Origin of the sequence: Kordia sp. (assembly GCF_965283645.1) — a bacterium.
In the GTDB taxonomy this organism is placed as follows: domain Bacteria; phylum Bacteroidota; class Bacteroidia; order Flavobacteriales; family Flavobacteriaceae; genus Kordia.
Window position 1 is genome coordinate 2,074,342 of sequence record NZ_CBDIPG010000001.1, and the last position, 19,617, is coordinate 2,093,958.

Genomic DNA, 19,617 nt, shown 5'->3' on the forward strand with positions numbered 1-19,617 from the left:
CTTATTTTTTGGTGCATACTACTTGATTGGCAAATTTTAAATCAACTTTCGTATAATCATTCAACGTTTTATCTTTTACAGCTTTTTTGTAAAACGCTTTCAAATTATTCACCTTCTTTTCTATATTTTCAATTTTACCAAATAATACAACGAAATCATTCGTTCTTAATTTTAGATTGAATGTAAAATTTTCATTTTGTACAATGGTGATAATATTCTTTTTCAGAAAATCATCTTCAGCGATATATTTTGCTAACGCATATACATTTTTCAACGCTTTTTTATCTACTTTTCCTTCCACAAATGGAACACGAGCGGCAGAAACTTTAGACAAAGGCATTGCTTTCCCTTCCGAATCTATATAAAAAGAGTCTTTGTTTGCAATACGCGCAATTGGTGTTCGCTGTTTTATTTTTGCACCAAGAGTCCCATTTACAGATAGATACACTTCTGCATCTTGAATCATTTCATTCGAACGTAAACGCTCCTCTAGAACATCCAAATCTAATTGATCTTTTCTTATGTTCGTAACACTATCGTTATTTTGTATTAACAATTTATTAACCATCGATCTTGTGATGAAATATTGCTCTCCATCCAAGAATTTTATATCAGGATTTCCAACAACACGCGTTGCATTTCTGTTCGCCGAAAAGGCATACAAAAATATCAATACTGCAACGATTGCAATTCCTTTTATGACATTCCAATTAATGTTCAACTGTTAATCTGTTTTTAATTTTTAATACTTCTGCTCCTATATCACCAGCACCAACAGTTACTAAAACATCTGTTTTTATATTAGTGATATGATCAATTAAATTTTCTTTAGTGAGCAATTGTTTTTGATCGTTTTTTATTTTATTCAATAACCAACTAGATGTAATTCCTTCTATTGGTTTTTCCCTTGCGGGATATATCTCTAAGAGAATGATTTCATCAAATTGTGCTAAACTTTCCGCAAATTCGGCTGCAAAATCTTTGGTTCTGCTAAATAGATGCGGCTGAAATATTGCCGTTACTTTTTTTTCTGGATACATTTCACGAACCGCTTGATGCAATGCGTTTATTTCTGTTGGATGATGCGCATAATCGTCTATGAATACGAAATCATCCGTTTTTATTTGGTATGAAAACCTTCGTTGCACACCTTTAAAAGTTCCCAAAGCTCTAGCGAGGCGGTCGGTTGGGGTTCCTATTGTTTCCGCCATCGCAAAAGCTACTAGACCGTTTAACAAGTTGTGTCGTCCGGGTAAATGAAATTGTATGTCTTCAATGATTTTAAAAGGTGTTACAATATCAAATAGATAAGCACCATTTTTAATGCTTATGTTTTTTACATAATAGTCCGATGTTTCTTTGAATCCGTATGTGATTCCATCTAATTGAATATCTTCTTGTACAAATAGTTTTCCGTTAGGTTTGATACGTTGTGTAAATTCTATAAACGAATCGTGCAATGCTTCTTTTTCACCATAGATATCTAAATGATCTGCGTCCATTGACGTAATGCAAGCAATATCTGGCGAAAGCTGTAAAAACGATCGATCGAACTCATCAGCTTCAACTACTGTAATTTCGTTTCCTTTTAGTATTAGGTTCGAATTGTAGTTTTCAGCAATTCCACCTAAAAAAGCTGTCACACTCGTTTCAGATTCCGCTAGCAAGTGTCCTAAAATACTTGATGTCGTTGTTTTTCCATGTGTTCCTGCAACTCCAAGACAATAGGTATCTTCAGTAATTACGCCTAAAATCTCTGCTCTTTTGTATATACTAAAATTATGTTGCCTAAAATACGTTAGCTCCGAATGTGTACTCGGAATTGCTGGCGTATATATGATGATCGTGTTTTCTTTGTGTAAATATTCAGCAGGAATTTCAGCTATATTATCATTTGTAGAAACCTGAATTCCAAGTGCTTCTAGTGCATTTGTAAGTTCCGTTTTCGTTTTATCATAACCCGCTACATTTTTGTTATTGAATTTGAAATAGCGCGCCAAAGCAGACATGCCGATTCCGCCAATGCCTACAAAATAAACGTTATGTATGTTTTTCAAATTCAAATCTATTATTTGTTTAATAGTTTTTCAACCTCATCTACAATGGTTGCCGTTGCATCTGGCAAGGCTAGTTTTTTGATTTCAATACTGAAATCGGCTTGCATTTTTTCCGACTGAATGAGTTCAGAAAAGCAACTTTCAAATATGGCGTCTAATTCTTTTTCTCTGATCAACATTCCCGCGCCTTCTTCCGTGATAGATAAGGCATTTTTGGTTTGATGATCTTCAGCTACGTTTGGTGATGGAATAAAAATTACAGGTTTTCCTACAATGCATAATTCCGAAACCGAACTTGCACCTGCGCGCGAAATAATGATATCTGCCGCAGCATACGCTAAATCCATTTTGTTTACGAATTGATGCACTTGTACATGTGCCAATTCGTTGTGTTTTTTATATCCTCTATAATACATTTTTCCACATTGCCAAATGAGCTGTACATTTTGCTTTTTGAAGAAATTCAATTCTTTTTCTATCAATTGATTGATTCTTCTTGCTCCTAAACTTCCGCCAATAATCAAGATTGTTTTTACACCTTCTTGCAATTGAAAAAATGCTATTCCTTCTTTCCTTTTTCCTTCAATTTTTAATAAATCGCGTCGTACAGGATTTCCTGTTTTTATAATTTTCCCTTTCGGGAAGAAACGCTCCATGTTGTCATATGCGACACATATTTTTTGTACTTGCTTTGCCAAGAGTTTGTTTGTGATTCCCGCATAGGAATTTTGCTCTTGAATCAACGCTGGTATTTTTTTCCCCGAAGCTACTTTTAGTAATGGACCACTTGCAAATCCGCCAGTTCCGATAACGACATCTGGCTTAAATTTTTTAATGATTTTGCGTGATTTTATTAAACTATTCATCAACTTTATTGGAAATATTAAGTTTTTGAATGTTAGCTTTCGTTGCAATCCTGAAATCCACAAACCTTCTATATTATAACCTGCTTGTGGTACTTTTTCCATTTCCATACGATCTTTTGCTCCTACAAATAGAAACTCTGATTCTGGATAGCGTTTTTTTAATTCGTTCGCAATCGCAATCGCAGGATAGATATGTCCTCCTGTTCCGCCTCCGGATAGTATGATTCGATACGAATTGTTAGTCATTTTGATTTTTGATTTGCGATTTTTGATTTACGACTTATGATTTTATTTTTTCCTACTCCTCATTGTTTTTATCGAAGCAACTATTATTGACAATATTTCATTAGCTTCATTATGTAATCTATTTATTTCCGTTTTTTCCTCATCTGTTATCTCGGAAAACAATTCCAAGAAATACATACTTTCATCAGCTTCCAACAATCAGAGGCAATTTTTTTTAGTTCTATTTTTTATTTTTTATTTCATTGTATTAAATCAAAATCTACAACCGTATATCTAAAATCCTATAGCACTTCGCTGAGTACTGCTAATGGATTTTCTTCTTTTTCTTTTTGTTCTAGTATTTCTTCGCGCTTTTTACTTACGCTTAGTACAATTCCTATTGCCAAACAGGTCATCCAAATTGATGTTCCTCCACTACTAATTAATGGTAATGTTTGTCCTGTTACTGGAAATAATTCTACCGCAACTGCCATATTTATTAATGCCTGAAATACAATGGGCAATCCGACACCAATAGCGAGTAATTTACCAAATATCGTATCTGCCTTGTGCGCAACAATGACAATCCGAAAGAGTAGTAAGAGATATAAAAAGAGCAACGATAAAGCTCCAATTAGACCATATTCTTCTACAATGATTGCATATATAAAATCCGATGAACTTTGTGGTAATAGATTTTTCATGACGCTTTTTCCAGCTCCTACTCCAACCACGCCACCACTTGCAATCGCAATTTTAGCACGTTCTATTTGATAGTTTGCTTCTTTATTACTTTTATCTCCGTTCCAATAATTACTAACTCTATTTTCCCATGTTTGTATTTTGACTTGTATCGGTCCTGGAATTGCTCTACCAACAAGGATGAATAATAATAGTCCTGCGATACCAGTTCCTACTACTCCTAATAGATATTTCCATGGATAACCACCTAAAAAACATAGCATTAGCACCATTGAAAAGATGATTCCTGCAGTGGAAAAGTTAGCAGGAAGTATCAAACCAACAACTAGGAATACAGGTATCCAGAGTGGTAAAATTGTTTCTTTGAATGTGACTACTTTTTCTTTGATTCGCGATAGATATCTGGCTACATAAATCATTAATACAACACTCGCTAATGTTGATGTTTGAAATCGTATGCCTACAAACGGAATTCGCATCCAACGACTTGCATTTGCACCACCAATGGTGTTCCCTTGCGCTAACGTATATACTAGAAAAACGAATACTATCGGAATCATGATAATGGATAAACCTTTGAAATAGTGATACGGCATTTTGTGTACACCGTAAATAATAGCAAATCCTAGGAATAAATGTGATGCATGTTTTATTAAGAATTTAAGCGTATTACCATCTCCATATAAATACGCTAAGTTGCTACTTGCGCTATATACAGGCAAAAACGAGAATAACGCTAGTAAGGCAACTACTGCCCAAAGCGCTTTATCTCCTTTTATATTTTTAAAGATGGCATTCATTTTTTGTTATTCGTTGATTTGTTGTTTGAAAAACTTTTACATTTAAAATTTTATATTTAGCATTTAATATTAGAGGCTTCTTACCGCGTTTTTGAACTGTCTTCCTCTGTCTTCATAGTTTTCGAATAGATCAAAACTTGCACATGCTGGCGATAACAATACATTTTCTCCCTTTTCCGCAATTTTGTGTGCAATTTTCACTGCTTCACTCATGGAAGTTGTTTCTACCATTAAATCAGCTACTCTTCCAAATGACTCAATAATTTTTGAGTTGTCAATTCCTAAACAAATGATTGCTTTTACTTTTTCGTGTACTAACGGTAATAAGTCTGAGTAATCATTTCCTTTGTCAACTCCACCAACGATCCAAACTGTTTGTGTTGTCATGCTTTCCAACGCGTAATAGGTTGCATTGATGTTTGTTGCTTTGGAATCATTGATGTATTGAACGTTTTGTATTTTTAGTACTTTTTCCAAACGATGTTCCACACCTTGAAACCCTGACATACTTTCACGTATGGTTTGTTTTCTTATATTTAATAGTTGCGCTACTGCAGATGCTGCCATTGCGTTTTTTGTATTGTGTTGTCCTTCTAGTGCTAGCGAGTCCGTCGGCATAGTTATTGTCTTATTTTGTATCGTTAGTATTATATTTTTGTCTTCTATGTATGCGCCATTTTCAAGTTTTTCCTTTAATGAAAATGGTATTAATGTTGATTGAACAGGATGTTTTTTTAACCAGCTTACAATGACTTCATCATCTGCGTCATAAATGAGATAATCATCCGATGTTTGATTCATTGCAATTCTGAATTTAGAAGCGATATAGTTTTCAAATTTGTATTCATATCGATCTAAATGATCAGGTGTAATGTTTGTAATGACAGCAATATGTGGCTTGAATTTCACAATTCCATCCAACTGGAAACTGCTTATTTCCAACACATATGGATTGTAATTTTCTTCCGCAACTTGCTTTGCAAAACTGTCACCTATGTTTCCAGCCATTCCCACATTGAGTTTACCTTGCTTTAATACATGATTCGTCAACATTGTGGTGGTCGTTTTTCCATTACTTCCAGTGATTGCAACTATAGTAGCATCTGTATATTTTGATGCAAATTCTATTTCAGAAATCACTAAAATTCCGTTAGTAACTAATTGTTTTACTAATGGAACCGTATCTGGAATTCCAGGGCTTTTCATGACAACATCCGCATTTAAAATTTTCGTTTCCGTATGCTGTTGCTCTTCCCATTCAATTTCAAACTGATTCAGAACGTTTTTGTAATGTGCTTTGATTGTTCCTTTATCCGAAACAAATACTTCATAGCCTTTTTGCTTTCCTAAGATTGCAGTTCCTACACCACTTTCTCCGCCTCCCAATATGACTAATCGTTGTTGCATTTTACTAATTCAAAAATTAAAAGATTCAAAATTCAAGGATTGTACTCTCTTTAATCTTTTATCTGTTTTCTAGTTACTCGTTTGCTTAATACTCAATTCTTATAACTCACAACTATTTTCACTTATCTAAGTTTCAGTGTTACGATGGTTAGAATTGCTAATAAGATTCCGACAATCCAGAATCGGGTTACAATTTTACTTTCGTGATATCCTAGTTTTTGATAGTGATGATGTAATGGTGACATTAGAAATATTCTTTTTCCTTCTCCAAATTTCTTTCGTGTGTATTTAAAGTACCCTACTTGCAAGATCACCGATAGATTTTCTGCTACGAAAATTCCGCAAAGGATTGGGATTAACCATTCTTTACGAATCGCAATTGCAATTACCGCAATGATTCCTCCAATTGTGAGACTTCCTGTATCACCCATAAATACTTGTGCTGGATAGGTATTGTACCAAAGAAATCCAATTAATGCTCCGACAAATGCGGCAATGTATATCGTAATTTCTCCCGCTCTTGGAATGTACATGACATTGAGATATTCGGAGAAAATCAGGTTTCCTGAAATCCACGCAAATATCCCTAAGGTGAGTACAATAATGACCGAAGTTCCTGCGGCGAGTCCGTCAATTCCATCCGTAAGGTTAGCACCATTGGAAACTCCCGTGATGATAATTATTACGATTGGAATGAAAATTAACCACGCATATTTTGCATAATCAGGATTCATCCAAGTGATTAGTTTTGCATAATCTAGCTCATTGTCTTTTACAAAAGGAATTGTCGTTTTAGTTGAACGCTTTTCTTCACCGAACTTCTTTGTTGGCGCATCATTACTAGCAACCAATTCTTGCTGTTGCGTTACAGGTAATTCTTCACGAATAGTTACATCTTGATGAAAAAACAAGGTTGTCCCGACAATGATTCCTAGTCCAACTTGTCCTAAAATTTTGAACTTTCCTTTGAGTCCATCTTTATCATTTTTAAACTTTTTGATGTAGTCATCTATGAATCCGATAATTCCCATCCAAATTGTCGTTACAATCAATAATATGATGTATATGTTTTCAAGTTTCGCGAATAGTAATACAGGAAGTAATGTTGCCAAAATGATAATAATTCCACCCATTGTTGGTGTTCCTGCTTTTTCTTTTTGACCTTCTAATCCTAAGTCACGAACCGTTTCTCCAATTTGTTTTGTACGTAGATACGCAATGATTCTTTTTCCGTAAATTGTAGAAATCAACAACGAAAAAATTACCGCCATAGCTGCCCTGAAACTCAGGTACCCAAATAAGGATGCACCAGGGAATTGGTATTGTTTTTCGAGATATTCAAATAAGTAGTATAACATATTTTCGTTTGTTGTTGTGCTCGTTATTCGTTGAGAGTTTCTAGTATTTCTTTCGCGATTTTATAATCGTCAAAATCTGTTCGTTTTCCATTTACTTCTTGATACGTTTCGTGTCCTTTTCCAGCAATGAGAATGATATCATTTTCAGTTGCCATTTGACATGCCGTTTTGATGGCTTGCTTACGATCTGTAATTGAAAGTGTCTTTTTATAGTTTTGCGGTTCTACGCCTTTTTCAATGGCTTCAATAATTGCCATTGGATCTTCTCTTCTTGGATTATCAGATGTAAATATTGCTTTGGTACTGAGCGCAGACGCAATGTTGCCCATTTTTGGACGTTTTGTTGTATCACGATCTCCGCCACAACCCACTACCGTAATAAGTTGCTCGTTTCCTGTACGAATGCTATTGATTGTTTCCAATACATTTTTTAACGCATCAGGTGTGTGCGCATAATCAACAATAGTTGTAATTTTATTTTTTGAGATGAAATATTCAAAGCGCCCACTTACACTTTCGAGTTCACTGATTAAGCGTAATATTTCTATTTCTTCTAAACCTAATAATTCTGCTGTAGCGTAAATTGATAATAGATTGTACGCATTGAAACTTCCTATTAACTTTGCCCAAACTTCATTGTCATTAATTTTCAGAAGCAATCCTGCTAATCTATTTTCCAGAATTTGCGCACGATAATCCGCATAGGTTTTTAGTGCGTATGTATATTTTTTAGCTTTGGTATTTTGCATCATTACCAAACCATTTTTATCATCTATATTTACTAAGCAAAATGCTTCTTTTGGCAATTCGTCAAAGAATTTCTTTTTTACATCTCTGTATTCTGCAAACGTATCATGATAGTCTAAATGATCATGCGATAGATTTGTAAATATCCCACCTTGAAACGTGAGTCCGTCAGTTCTTTTTTGATGAATTCCATGCGACGAAACTTCCATGAAACAGTATTCTACACCTTCATGATTCATTTCTTGCAAATATTTATTAATCGTCAATGAATCTGGCGTTGTATGTGTTGCTTTGTATTCTTTATTATCTACCAAAATTTTCACTGTAGATAACAAACCAACTTTGTACCCTGCTTTTTTGAATAGTTGATATAATAAGGTTGCAATGGTTGTTTTTCCGTTGGTTCCTGTTACACCAATTAATTGTAGGTTTTCTGAAGGATTTCCGTAATAGTTTGAAGCCATTATCGCCAACGCACTACTTCCGTTATCTACTTGAACATAGGTAACTCCGTTGATTATTTCTTCTGGAATTTCTTCACAAATCACTGCAATTGCACCCGATTTTATTGCTGAGTTGATGTAACTATGCCCATCAACTTCATACCCTTTCATTGCAACAAACAGATCATTCAATTGTACTGCGCGCGAATCAAAAACTAGTTCGCGTATCGCAATTGTCGTATCACCTGTGACGGCTTCGATTTGCACTTTGTATAATATGTCTTTTAGTGTTTTCACGATAATTCTAGTACAATTCGTTTTTGTGATCCTATTTTTTTACCTGCTTCTAATGATTGCTTGGTTACTTTTCCGTTTCCGTTAATTTCTACGCGTAGTCCTAAGTTTTCTAGTAATGGAATGGCGTCCATTGCTGGCATTCCAACTACATTAGGAATGATGGTTTCGTACTTTCTTGATTTTTCTAAATAATCTTCAAAGTCTTTTTCGACAACTCCTTGCACTTCATCAATGTTTTCAACTTCATCAAATATGGGTGTGTCTGTGTAAATCTTGTGTGCAATTTTTTTGAATACTGGTCCCGAAACGTCTGCTCCGTAGTATCCAATACTTCTGTCTGGCTCGTGGATTACTACAATACATGAGTATTTTGGATTTTCTACAGGAAAGAATCCAGAGAACGTTGAAATATATTCCTTGTTATCTTTTATGATGTAGTTTTTTTGACATGTTCCCGTTTTCCCTGCCATAGAAAAGTCAGCAGAATACAAGCTATTTCCTGTTCCATGTTTTTTCTCCACTACATTTTGCATCATCTTTTTCACTTTTTCAACTGTTGTTTTAGAACAGATTGAAGGATTGATGACTTCTTTGTCAAATTCTTTTTCACTCGCATACCAGTTTTCGCGAACTGCTTTTACAAATCGCGGACGTACCATTTCGCCATCATTTGCAATAGCATTGTAGAATGTAAGAGTTTGCAATGGTGTTAATGAAACTCCATACCCAAAAGCCATCCAAGGTAATGTTGTTCCAAACCATCCTTTTTTATCATTTGGATGTGGAATGATTGGTGCTCCTTCTCCTGTAATTGGCAAACCAAGCTTATCATTTAAGCCCATATTATAGAGTCTGTCCACAAATTTCTCCGGATTTTTACCGTAGAAGTCTGTGATGATTTTAACAACTCCCGTATTTGATGATACTTCAAAAGCTTCCGACGCAGAAATTTTCCCGTACCCTTTGTTATTCGAATCGCGAACCGTTTTTCCGTAAAATTTCAACTTTCCGTCTCCTGTATCTACTACATAATTACTATCAATTACTTTGTCTTCCAACGCCGCAACCATTGCCATCAATTTGAATGTTGAACCTGGCTCATGCGATTCGCCAACCGCATAGTTTAAACGTTCGTAATATTTTCCTGCTTTGTTTCTTCCTAAGTTTGATATGGCTTTGATTTCTCCTGTTGCCACTTCCATCACTACCACACAACCGTGATCTGCTTTGTATTTTTCTAATTGTTCCAATAATGCATGATGTGCAATGTCTTGAATGTTTACATTTACGGTTGATATGATATCAAAACCATCTTGCGGTTCTAATTCATTGTCGCCAGAAACAGGTTTCCATTGTCCTTTTGCTATTTTTTGTTCTAAGCGTCTTCCTTCTTTTCCACGTAAGTATTCCCCAAAAGCACCTTCGAGTCCAACACGCGTGTAATATCCTTTGTCATCTTTACGCTCGTACCCAACCGTACGTTCTGCAATTCCACCAATTGGATGTTCTCGAACTGTTTTTACTTTATCTATAAATCCACCACGATTTGCACCGTGTTCAAAGATTGGAAATTGTTTGATTCGAATGTATTCTGAGTAACTTAGCTTTCTAGCAATTCGAAAATACCTGCTTTTGTCTTTTCGCGCTTTACGCAACATTTTTTCATAATACGAAGACGGTTTATTAAACATGATCGCTAATGAATCTGCCAGCGGCTTTACATTGTCAATAAAGGTTTTTTCTTTTACCGTAACTGCATCAAAAAAGATGTCATATTTAGGAACAGATGTTGCTAATAAACTTCCATCGTCTGCGTATACATTTCCACGACTTGGCGCAATTGTAGCATTTCGCAATGTGCGCTCTTGTGCCATTTCTTTGTACTTGTCACCATCTACAAATTGAATATTCACCAATTGCACCACAACCGCTATCGCGAAGAGAAACATACCTCCTGCGATAAAATATAAACGATTTAATATGTTCTTGTCGGTTACTGGCATTTGCTTTTATTGTTGTGACTTTACTCTAATTTTTTTTGGCGGATTTTCGGAAGGCGCCAATCCTTTTACGGCTACTTTTTCTGTGATGTACGATTCAAGTTTTAATTGTTGTAAAGTGGTCCGCGCATCTACAAATTCACTTTTCAGTTCTTTTACCTCATCGTTGAGCTTGGCTATTTCATGTACTTTTTTGTCTGCCCAATGCGAACTTGCAATCATTATCAATGCTAAGAAGGAAGCAAATACAATGAATCGCCAGTTTTTTACCGCGTCATCATTGATGAGAAATCTACCTTTTAATATGTCATAGATGTTTTTTTTCATAATCTATAAACGTTCTGCAATTCTTAGTTTTGCACTTCGCGCTCTGTTGTTAATTTTTATTTCTTCTTTTGATGGAATGATGAGTTTTCCAACTTTTTTGAATGGAACTTCTATTCTTCCGTAAAAATCTTTTTCAGGTTCACCTTCAAATAATCCGCTTCGGATGAATCGTTTTACCAAGCGATCTTCTAATGAGTGGTAACTGATTAAACTTACTCTTCCACCTTCATCTAGCATTTCTTGCGTCTGCAATAGAAATTCTTTTAAAACTTCTATTTCTTGATTGACTTCTATTCGAATTGCTTGATAGATTTGTGCTAATATTTTATGTTCTTTATAATTTGGCAAAAATCGTTTTAACACAATTCTTAATTCTTCTGTTGTTTTTATAGGTGTTTCGGTTCTTGCTTCTACAATTTGAGCCGCAATTGCTTTTGCATTTCGAACTTCACCATATACTGATAGAATTGAGCGCAATTCGTTTTCGCTGTATTCATTTACGATATGATATGCTGAAATTTCACTGTCTTGATCCATTCGCATATCTAAATCTGCTTCAAATCGCAATGAAAATCCACGCTCAGCTACATCAAATTGATGTGATGAAACTCCGAAATCCCCTAAAATTCCATCAACCTTTTTCACACCGTAAAAGCGTAAAAACTTTTTTAAGTGTCTAAAATTTTGACTGATCAATGTAAATCTTGGATCGTCAATCGCATTTTTCAACGCATCTTGATCTTGATCAAAAGCATACAATTTTCCGTTTTCTCCTAATCGACTCAAAATTTCTTTTGAATGTCCACCGCCACCAAAAGTCACATCTACATATACTCCAGCCGCTTTGATGTTGAGTCCGTCAACCGTTTCTTTTAGTAAAACTGGATTATGATATTCCATCTGCATCGTCATTTCCCATTACTTCTTCTGCTAAATCTGCTATGTTTTCTGCGGAATCGTCAATTGCCGCTTCATACTTTTCTTTATCCCAAATTTCTATGATATTGATTGCCGATGACAACACAATTTCTTTTTTGATACCAGCAATTCCGATCAAATCTTTTGGAATTAATAAACGTCCAGCGGCATCAATTTCAATAATTTTTACACCAGCTGTGAACTTTCTGATGAAGTCATTATTCTTTTTCTTGAAACGATTCAGCTTATTTACATCTTTCATTGCCGCATTCCATTCGTCCATCGGATACAGTTCTAAACATGCTTCAAACAGACTTCGCTTTACCACAAAACCTTCTTGTAACACAGGTGACAACTGCTTTTTTATAGCAATTGGCACAAGCATTCGCCCTTTGGCGTCTACCTTGCATTCGTATGTTCCGATTAAATTTATCACTTCAAAATGTGGTTTATACACTTTAAGATTCAAATATATTGAAAATTTTACCACATTTTACCACATTTTACCACATTGTTAATAAATTTTTCTTTTTTATACTCAAAAAAGAGATAACTAAACTGAAAATCAACTTTTTGATGAGTGGTAAAAACCTTTACACATCCCGTTTATTTGTACTATTTTTAGTATGTTTTGAGACATTTAAAAAAAAGCACTCTAATAATTACGAAATGCCTATATTTGTCTCTTGTTAAAAAACTGATAGCCGTTAATGAAAGAAAGCTTTAAAAAGGAAGGTAAATTCAATTATCTCGAAGTGGGAGAAGGGACACCTATCGTTATTTTACATGGCTTAATGGGCGGATTGAGCAATTTTGAAGCTGTTACCGAGAGCTTTTCAGCAAAAGGATACAAAATTTTAATTCCTGAATTGCCTATTTACACAATGCCACTTCTGAAGACTAACGTGAAGAATTTCGCGAAATATGTCCGCAGTTTTATACTTCACAAAGAACTTGATAAAGTTATTTTACTTGGAAATTCGCTTGGTGGTCACATTGGTTTGTTAGCAACTAAACTATATCCTGAATTGGTGAAAGGTTTGGTGATAACGGGAAGTTCTGGATTGTACGAAAGCGCTATGGGCGACGGATACCCAAAACGTGGTGATTATGAATTCATTAAGAAGAAAAGTGAAGATGTTTTTTATGATCCCGCAGTTGCTACAAAAGAAATTGTCGATGAAGTTTTTGCTACTGTAAATGATCGTAGTAAATTAATTAAAACTTTAGCGATTGCAAAAAGTGCAATTCGTCATAATATGGGGAAAGATTTGCCTAAAATGAACATTCCAACAGGAATTATTTGGGGAAAAAATGACACGGTTACGCCACCAGATGTTGCGGAAGAGTTTCATGAATTACTTCCAGATTCAGACTTGTATTGGATTGAAAAATGTGGTCACGCACCTATGATGGAACATCCAAAAGAATTCAACGAACATTTACAAGATTGGTTGACAAAACGTAATTTCTAGTCTGTTATGAAGATAAAATCTGCCGAATTTGTAATGAGTAATTCGGACGTTGCTAAATGTCCAAAAAATCCAATTCCCGAGTATGCATTTATTGGACGATCAAATGTTGGGAAATCTTCATTGATTAATATGCTTACGCAACGAAAAAGTTTAGCAAAAACATCCGGAAGACCAGGAAAAACACAGTTAATTAATCATTTTAAGATTAATGACGAATGGTTTTTGGTCGATTTACCTGGCTATGGATATGCACGTGTTTCTAAGAGTTCTAAGCGAGTTTTTCAAAAATTTATTACGGAATATTTTAGCAAACGACCGCAATTAGTTTGTGGTTTTGTATTGGTTGATATTCGCCACGAACCACAAAAAGTAGATTTAGAATTTATGCAATGGTTAGGCGAAAATCAGATTCCTTTTTGTATTATTTTCACCAAAGCGGATAAGTTGCGTCCTTCGCAAATTGATAAACATGTAAATACGTATCGTGAAAAGTTACTGGAAGACGTTTGGGAAGAAATGCCGCAACATTTTATCACTTCTTCATCTAAAGCTATCGGTCGTGATGATGTATTGGATTATATTGGGCAGATTAATCAAGATTTGAAAAATTCTTAGTTTTTGCTTGTATTAAATTGATTAATTCTTCTGTACTTTCTATTTTTTCAATTTCACGTTTCGAAATCCACTCTGTGAGTTTTTCATTTTCTGCTAAGAGAATTACAGGATATTGTGTTTCTACTGGCTTATAAGTTACTTCAAATTCATCACTGTGCAAAAATTCTAGCGGAAGCGTTGTCGTTTCTCTAAATCGTTTCCATTGTTCATTTTCTGAAAACGTATTGTGCGTAATTGAACACAATTTGCATTGATATGTTTTCGGACTGATTAATTTGTGTGCAACATCAAGCAAACCATTTATAGTTCCAGATTTCGCGTTGTATATGAAGATGAGTTTTTTCAATTTCAGGTTTTGGGTTTTACTAGGTTGGTTTTTGTACAGTTTGAATTAAAACTTAAACTATTATACGTACAAACACCTAAACTTCATTTTTTGTTGATTCGATTATTTATTGGTTCTATTCTAGGTTTGTCAGTAAAATTACTTTTACATTTATAATTTAAGATTTCGATCCAAGAAGTCATAGTAAATTTTAGAAAAATTCTCAATCCTAATTACTCAATTCTACTATCTATTCCTGAAACATAAGTCGTATAAAATATGTTTTCCTTTTCAACTTTAACATAATTTCATATTTTTAGTTGATCAAAACTCAAAACCATGCAAGCAACTACCATTGATGAAGTTATTTCGTTCCTAGACCTGATAATTGAAGAAAGCAAAGAAACACCAAGTACAATAGGCTATTTCGCGGCATTGTATCAGAAAGTGACTTGTAAAGTAAAGGAAGGAATTGAGAACGGTTTTTTTGATGATAATCCGCGCATGGAACGTTTGGATATTATTTTTGCGAATAGATATTTGCAAGCCTATACCGAATATAAAAACGGAATTTCGCCAACAAATTCATGGCAAGTTGCTTTTGAAGAAACAGATAATTATTGGCTGATTGTATTGCAACATTTACTATTAGGAATGAATGCACATATAAATCTAGATTTAGGAATTGCCGCCGCAACAGTAATGAAAGGCAAAAACATTCAAGATTTGAAAAATGATTTTGATAAGATTAATTTGATTTTGGGCGAATTGGTACACGATGTTGAAAAAGAATTGTCACTCATCTGGAAAACATTGGAGAAAATTATTAAAGCCACTGAAAAGTTTGATACTATTTTAATCGATTTTAGCATGAAACTTGCCAGAGACGGCGCATGGAAATACGCAACTTCTTTAGCCGCTTCACCAGAAACGAACTGGCCGCAATTAATTGCCGCAAGAGACCAAAAAATAACTAAAAAAGCGCAAATCGTTACAGATCCAGGATTCTTAATTAAGTTTTTATTGAAGATTGTCAGACTTGAAGAAAGCGGTTCGGTTGAAACAAAAATTGAGATTTTAGAAAAAGACTAAAACTAGTTTTTGCCACTTATACCGCAGTCGAGAAGTTTTGAAATCATACTATTTTTTTACAATCTCTAGTTTTTCTGCAAAATAATCACAAAAATCGAGCATAGTTGCGCTCATTTTTTCATCGTTTGTTGCACGCTCAAACGTGCGTGCCATTGACACCAATGTTTGGTGATAAAATACTTTCATTTCATCTACTGGCATATCTTTTGTCCACAAATCGATACGCAAACTTTCTTGTGCTTTATGATCCCAAACGGATAACATCACTGCTTTTGTAGCTTCATTATTTACACCACCATCTTTAGCCGTCCAATTGATTGCTTCTGGAACATTATTTTCATCAACGCTTACTGCAATTTTGATTTCTGACTTGAGTTTATTCGCCATTATTTTTTTGGTTTGTACTTTGAGTTATTATAGATTTCTTCTCCTGATTTTGACAATAATTCCTGCAAAGATACATCATTATTTTTCATATATGCAGTCACAATTTGATAGCCAATATAACAACCTATTCCACCTGGAGAATCATTATCTAACTCTAAATAAAATTTAGAAAATGGCGCCATGTTTATAAACCTAGCATCCAATTTATTATCTGTACTAAATAATAATTCTTTCTCAATAAAATACGTCCAAATTTGCGCCTCATTTTCTCTTGCCCATGTCATTTGCGCTTCCGTATACCCAAACTGCAATGCCTCTGAAGCATTTGGCACAAGCAATGATTTTACATATTGTGCTTTTCCATGATACATAATTTTTCCTAAAAAAGTACGATCGCGACGTGTGGTTGCTATTTGCGAATATGCAAATTCATTCGCAATATCAACAGGAATCATTTCTTTTTCGAAGTTATGCACAATAAATTGCTGAATTCCTTCATAATATTTATGAGCAGCACCCAAATAGGTATTTAAGGCAATCAAAATCATATCTTCGTGTAGAATTACTTTTTTACGATAATCTTCCGTAGTAACGGTAAAAACATTTGGCGCATCGTATTCAGGAAAATAATATACTATATGTTGTAATACAGATTTTACATCTTGTTGCACGGAGCTGAAATCATTAAAAGTAGCATCAATTTCCTGTTTTAATTCTTTCTGTAAAGGATCGCGCATTGTGTATATCCACGTAGAATCTGGAATTGAACTTGGAAAAAACATTGGATATACTTCCTTTAGTTTTGGCAAATCGGAAGGTGTTGCTCCAAGAAATACTTGATCAAATCTTGAAATATTTAGGTCTATCGGAATTGCCGCAATTTCTTTTTCTAGCGGTTTTTCTTTGGCACATCCAACTACAATTAAAAGACAACATGCACACAGTATTTTTTTCATCATAATTTTTAACTCATTATATATAGTAAACGCATGTACTTTTTATAAATTTTATACGACACCTATTTTTGTCTGCAAATTTACTTTTTTTATCTTGTAAAAAAATTGAAATACATGAAATGAGTCAAAACAATTCATTTGGTAACAATCGAAATGATTATTGGCGAATTCTATCTGACAAAATTAATTAAGTAAAAAACAAACTGATGAAAACTGATAAGGTTATTGAACATATTGTTACTTGGCTAAAAGATTATGCCACAAATGCAAACGTAAACGGATTTGTTGTAGGAGTTTCTGGAGGAATTGATTCTGCGGTAACTTCAACTTTGTGTGCCGAAACTGGCTTGCCAACTTTGTGTATAGAAATGCCAATTCATCAAGCACAAAGCCATGTAAATCGTGCGCAAGAACATATAAAACAACTAAAAGAACGTTATGAAAATGTAAGTGATGTTCGTGTAGATTTGACACCTGTTTTTGAAGAATTTAAAACAGAAGTTTCCTTAGATGGAAAGCAAGCAACTGTTGATATGGCATTAGCGAATACAAGAGCACGCTTGCGCATGACAACTTTGTATTATCATGCAGGATTATTAGGACGTTTGGTTGCAGGAACTGGAAACAAGGTTGAAGATTTTGGTGTAGGTTTTTATACGAAATACGGAGATGGCGGTGTTGATTTGAGTCCGATTGCTGATTTAATGAAAAGTGAAGTATACATGCTTGGAGAAGAATTAAAAGTGCCAGAATCAATTATGAAAGCCGCTCCTTCTGACGGTTTATTTGGTGATGCACGAAGCGACGAAGATCAGATTGGAGCCAGCTATGACGAGCTAGAATGGGCTATGCAGATGCAAGCGGCAGGCAAAACTGTAGAAGATTTCTCAGGGAGAGAACTGGAAGTTTTCAGTATTTATAAGCGATTTAATTCTGCTAACAAACACAAAATGACGCCAATTCCAGTCTGTGAAATACCGCAAAATCTGACATAAAAAATCTTCTTTTTTAATCATTTTTATAAAAATTTGTTTAAATTTGTTGCTACAGACCCCCTAAACCTGAAATAAAAATTGATTCGATTTTGTGTTAGCATGAAATACCGAACCTTTCTTTATGTGATGGTCTGATTTAATAATAACTTTAAAAACTAAATTATGGTTAAAGTATTAATTGCAGACAATCATCCCATTGTTCGAAAAGGAGTAAAATCTTTATTCAAGAACTCTACAGAGATTGACGTAGTAGGCAAAGCTGCTACTACTTCTGAGCTTTTTGACTTCATTAGTCAAGAACATGTAGATGTTGTTTTATTAGAGATGGATATTCCTGAAGTCAATGGTATTACTGCTTTAAGAAGGCTTAAAAAAGACTTCGCCGAGGTTAAAGTGATTATGTTTAGCTCACACTCAGAAGATGTTTACGCAGTAAGCACACTAAGAGCTGGAGCATCTGGTTACTTATCCAAATCTGTCGCTACAAATGTTATTAAGGACGCTATTATTAAAGTTGCCAATGGAGGCATCTATATTAGCAACGAATTAGCGCAACGCTTAGCATTTGACGAGAGCACAAACAAACCCCGTAGGTTCTTTAGACGTTTGTCTACGAGAGAAGTAGAAGTATTAAAACTTTTAGCTTCTGGTAAACGTAACAAACATGTTGCTGAAGAATTAAACCTAAACGAAAAAACTGTGAGCACGTACAAAGCTCGCCTAATGCGAAAGTTGAACGTAGACAACTTAGTTGATCTACTACAACAAGCAAAAGCATTGGAATTACTGTAATTGCACAGTTAAAGATTTTTATGATGATATATACGAATTCTCGTTTGAGTTTGTATATGTCATCATTTTTTTAATCATAAATTTTTCTAGGAAAGCTTACACAACCTCCGCAAATAAGCAATGTTGAGTTTCGTGTTTTTATGTGTTTGATGAGTTTCTTTTCTAGTGGAGAAAGTGGTAGTTTTTCTTTTTCCTCTAAACGTTCTAATGCATGTATTCCGTAAGCTTGTAATTCAGGATTGAACGATGTTAACCATTTTCTAAAGTGTTTTCCGTTTCTTATATCGTCAAAATAAATATCGTCGTATACTAATGGAGCATTTGCTATTGGCGAATAGCTACATTGAAATCCGTAAATTCTCCTTTCTTTTAATTGAGCTACGAAATCTGAAATTCTATAGTTGGTTTCGTATAGTTTATTGTGTAACTCAATATGCGCGGATAGTTTTTCATCATTATAATACGAATTTACATTTCCAGTGCTTGCTTCATAACTAATTAAGCAAATGATCGCATCTCGTTTTGAAAACACATGTATTTTGTATTCTTTATATCTTGAATACCTTCCTAAAGGATGCTCAATAGTAATTGTATAAATTGCTTGTTTTAGATTGTTATCTAACATTCTATCAAATTCGAAACCACCTCCTGTTTCTCTAGGATTAATAAGGCGAATATGCTTAAATTTTTTCTTCTTTAGAGAATAAAGGTTAAACTCTTGATAGTTTTTAAAATATCCTTGAAGTTCATAATCAGCATCAATTCCTTCCTGATTTTGCGAACATAACAATAATGATTGCAATAAAAATATACACGTAATTATTTTTTTCATG

Annotated in this window: 20 protein-coding genes; 5 read left to right on the forward strand and 15 right to left on the reverse strand. The window is 34.4% G+C overall.

The window, feature by feature from the left end; all coding sequences use genetic code 11:
* Position 1: 1 nt before the first annotated feature.
* The 11 genes from ACQ654_RS09090 to mraZ form a co-directional block, all read right to left on the reverse strand.
* Entirely contained in the window at positions 2–721 is a 720-nt protein-coding gene (locus ACQ654_RS09090; RefSeq protein WP_430410009.1) for a cell division protein FtsQ/DivIB, read from the reverse strand.
* Positions 711–2,063, reverse strand: a complete 1,353-nt coding sequence (murC, locus tag ACQ654_RS09095) for a UDP-N-acetylmuramate--L-alanine ligase (RefSeq protein ID WP_430410010.1) — start codon at positions 2,061–2,063, stop codon at positions 711–713. Before murC ends, ACQ654_RS09090 begins: the two co-directional genes overlap by 11 nt.
* A gap of 5 nt (positions 2,064–2,068) precedes the next feature.
* Positions 2,069–3,169 carry an undecaprenyldiphospho-muramoylpentapeptide beta-N-acetylglucosaminyltransferase gene (murG, locus tag ACQ654_RS09100; protein WP_430410011.1) on the reverse strand — a complete coding sequence of 367 codons (1,101 nt, stop codon included), beginning with the start codon at positions 3,167–3,169 and terminating at the stop codon, positions 2,069–2,071.
* 281 nt (positions 3,170–3,450) lie between these two features.
* Entirely contained in the window at positions 3,451–4,650 is a 1,200-nt protein-coding gene (locus tag ACQ654_RS09105; RefSeq protein ID WP_430410012.1) for an FtsW/RodA/SpoVE family cell cycle protein, read from the reverse strand.
* A 69-nt stretch (positions 4,651–4,719) separates the two neighbouring features.
* On the reverse strand, positions 4,720–6,057 hold the full coding sequence (murD, locus tag ACQ654_RS09110; protein WP_430410013.1) for a UDP-N-acetylmuramoyl-L-alanine--D-glutamate ligase: 1,338 nt from the start codon (positions 6,055–6,057) through the stop codon (positions 4,720–4,722).
* A gap of 122 nt (positions 6,058–6,179) precedes the next feature.
* Entirely contained in the window at positions 6,180–7,415 is a 1,236-nt protein-coding gene (gene mraY / locus ACQ654_RS09115; RefSeq protein ID WP_430410014.1) for a phospho-N-acetylmuramoyl-pentapeptide-transferase, read from the reverse strand.
* Positions 7,416–7,438: 23 nt separating this feature from the next.
* Entirely contained in the window at positions 7,439–8,902 is a 1,464-nt protein-coding gene (locus ACQ654_RS09120; RefSeq protein ID WP_430410015.1) for a UDP-N-acetylmuramoyl-L-alanyl-D-glutamate--2,6-diaminopimelate ligase, read from the reverse strand.
* Complete coding sequence (locus ACQ654_RS09125; RefSeq protein WP_430410016.1) at positions 8,899–10,905, reverse strand: penicillin-binding protein; 2,007 nt, start codon at positions 10,903–10,905, stop codon at positions 8,899–8,901. The genes ACQ654_RS09120 and ACQ654_RS09125 overlap by 4 nt, the downstream gene beginning before the upstream one ends.
* Positions 10,906–10,911: 6 nt before the next feature.
* Positions 10,912–11,229, reverse strand: coding sequence for an FtsL-like putative cell division protein (locus ACQ654_RS09130; RefSeq protein ID WP_430410017.1), 318 nt, complete (start codon positions 11,227–11,229; stop codon positions 10,912–10,914).
* Between the two features lie 3 nt (positions 11,230–11,232).
* Positions 11,233–12,129, reverse strand: coding sequence for a 16S rRNA (cytosine(1402)-N(4))-methyltransferase RsmH (rsmH, locus tag ACQ654_RS09135; RefSeq protein WP_430410018.1), 897 nt, complete (start codon positions 12,127–12,129; stop codon positions 11,233–11,235).
* Positions 12,116–12,583, reverse strand: a complete 468-nt coding sequence (mraZ, locus tag ACQ654_RS09140) for a division/cell wall cluster transcriptional repressor MraZ (protein WP_430410019.1) — start codon at positions 12,581–12,583, stop codon at positions 12,116–12,118. The genes rsmH and mraZ overlap by 14 nt, the downstream gene beginning before the upstream one ends.
* Before the next feature lie 274 nt (positions 12,584–12,857).
* Between mraZ and ACQ654_RS09145 the strand changes: the two genes are divergently transcribed.
* Both ACQ654_RS09145 and yihA read left to right on the forward strand, forming a co-directional pair.
* Positions 12,858–13,622: an alpha/beta fold hydrolase gene (locus ACQ654_RS09145; RefSeq protein ID WP_430410020.1), complete on the forward strand. Its 765-nt coding sequence runs from the start codon at positions 12,858–12,860 to the stop codon at positions 13,620–13,622.
* Positions 13,623–13,628: 6 nt separating this feature from the next.
* Positions 13,629–14,237: a ribosome biogenesis GTP-binding protein YihA/YsxC gene (gene yihA / locus ACQ654_RS09150; protein ID WP_430410021.1), complete on the forward strand. Its 609-nt coding sequence runs from the start codon at positions 13,629–13,631 to the stop codon at positions 14,235–14,237.
* On the opposite strand, the gene ACQ654_RS09155 is transcribed toward yihA, so the two are convergent.
* Positions 14,212–14,583, reverse strand: a complete 372-nt coding sequence (locus ACQ654_RS09155) for a GTPase (RefSeq protein ID WP_430410022.1) — start codon at positions 14,581–14,583, stop codon at positions 14,212–14,214. The genes yihA and ACQ654_RS09155 overlap by 26 nt on opposite strands.
* Positions 14,584–14,901: 318 nt before the next feature.
* On the opposite strand from ACQ654_RS09155, the gene ACQ654_RS09160 reads away from it, so the two are divergent.
* Complete coding sequence (locus ACQ654_RS09160; protein ID WP_430410023.1) at positions 14,902–15,654, forward strand: DUF5995 family protein; 753 nt, start codon at positions 14,902–14,904, stop codon at positions 15,652–15,654.
* Between the two features lie 48 nt (positions 15,655–15,702).
* Here ACQ654_RS09160 and gldC read toward each other — a convergent pair whose 3' ends face one another.
* Both gldC and gldB read right to left on the reverse strand, forming a co-directional pair.
* Positions 15,703–16,041, reverse strand: coding sequence for a gliding motility protein GldC (gene gldC / locus ACQ654_RS09165; protein WP_430410024.1), 339 nt, complete (start codon positions 16,039–16,041; stop codon positions 15,703–15,705).
* The gene (gene gldB, locus ACQ654_RS09170) at positions 16,041–16,997 is read right to left on the reverse strand and encodes a gliding motility lipoprotein GldB (RefSeq protein WP_430410025.1); all 957 of its coding nucleotides are present in this window, start codon (positions 16,995–16,997) and stop codon (positions 16,041–16,043) included. Before gldB ends, gldC begins: the two co-directional genes overlap by 1 nt.
* 206 nt (positions 16,998–17,203) lie before the next feature.
* Here gldB and nadE point away from each other — a divergent pair, with 206 nt between their 5' ends.
* Complete coding sequence (nadE, locus tag ACQ654_RS09175; RefSeq protein ID WP_430410026.1) at positions 17,204–17,992, forward strand: NAD(+) synthase; 789 nt, start codon at positions 17,204–17,206, stop codon at positions 17,990–17,992.
* 162 nt (positions 17,993–18,154) lie between these two features.
* Positions 18,155–18,784, forward strand: a complete 630-nt coding sequence (locus ACQ654_RS09180; protein ID WP_430410027.1) for a response regulator — start codon at positions 18,155–18,157, stop codon at positions 18,782–18,784.
* Between the two features lie 70 nt (positions 18,785–18,854).
* Here ACQ654_RS09180 and ACQ654_RS09185 read toward each other — a convergent pair whose 3' ends face one another.
* The gene (locus ACQ654_RS09185; protein WP_430410028.1) at positions 18,855–19,616 is read right to left on the reverse strand and encodes a hypothetical protein; all 762 of its coding nucleotides are present in this window, start codon (positions 19,614–19,616) and stop codon (positions 18,855–18,857) included.
* Between the last annotated feature and the right edge of the window lies 1 nt (position 19,617).

Excerpts from the sequence above, each read along its gene's own strand:
- ACQ654_RS09160 (WP_430410023.1), top strand. The coding sequence starts at position 14,902 with ATGCAAGCAACTACCATTGATGAAGTTATTTCGTTCCTAGACCTGATA.
- murG (WP_430410011.1), bottom strand. The coding sequence starts at position 3,169 with ATGACTAACAATTCGTATCGAATCATACTATCCGGAGGCGGAACAGGA.
- ACQ654_RS09105 (WP_430410012.1), bottom strand. The coding sequence starts at position 4,650 with ATGAATGCCATCTTTAAAAATATAAAAGGAGATAAAGCGCTTTGGGCA.
- ACQ654_RS09125 (WP_430410016.1), bottom strand. The coding sequence starts at position 10,905 with ATGCCAGTAACCGACAAGAACATATTAAATCGTTTATATTTTATCGCA.
- ACQ654_RS09130 (WP_430410017.1), bottom strand. The coding sequence starts at position 11,229 with ATGAAAAAAAACATCTATGACATATTAAAAGGTAGATTTCTCATCAAT.
- gldB (WP_430410025.1), bottom strand. The coding sequence starts at position 16,997 with ATGAAAAAAATACTGTGTGCATGTTGTCTTTTAATTGTAGTTGGATGT.
- nadE (WP_430410026.1), top strand. The coding sequence starts at position 17,204 with ATGAAAACTGATAAGGTTATTGAACATATTGTTACTTGGCTAAAAGAT.
- murD (WP_430410013.1), bottom strand. The coding sequence starts at position 6,057 with ATGCAACAACGATTAGTCATATTGGGAGGCGGAGAAAGTGGTGTAGGA.
- yihA (WP_430410021.1), top strand. The coding sequence starts at position 13,629 with ATGAAGATAAAATCTGCCGAATTTGTAATGAGTAATTCGGACGTTGCT.
- ACQ654_RS09185 (WP_430410028.1), bottom strand. The coding sequence starts at position 19,616 with ATGAAAAAAATAATTACGTGTATATTTTTATTGCAATCATTATTGTTA.
- ACQ654_RS09145 (WP_430410020.1), top strand. The coding sequence starts at position 12,858 with ATGAAAGAAAGCTTTAAAAAGGAAGGTAAATTCAATTATCTCGAAGTG.
- ACQ654_RS09180 (WP_430410027.1), top strand. The coding sequence starts at position 18,155 with ATGGTTAAAGTATTAATTGCAGACAATCATCCCATTGTTCGAAAAGGA.
- mraY (WP_430410014.1), bottom strand. The coding sequence starts at position 7,415 with ATGTTATACTACTTATTTGAATATCTCGAAAAACAATACCAATTCCCT.
- rsmH (WP_430410018.1), bottom strand. The coding sequence starts at position 12,129 with ATGGAATATCATAATCCAGTTTTACTAAAAGAAACGGTTGACGGACTC.
- gldC (WP_430410024.1), bottom strand. The coding sequence starts at position 16,041 with ATGGCGAATAAACTCAAGTCAGAAATCAAAATTGCAGTAAGCGTTGAT.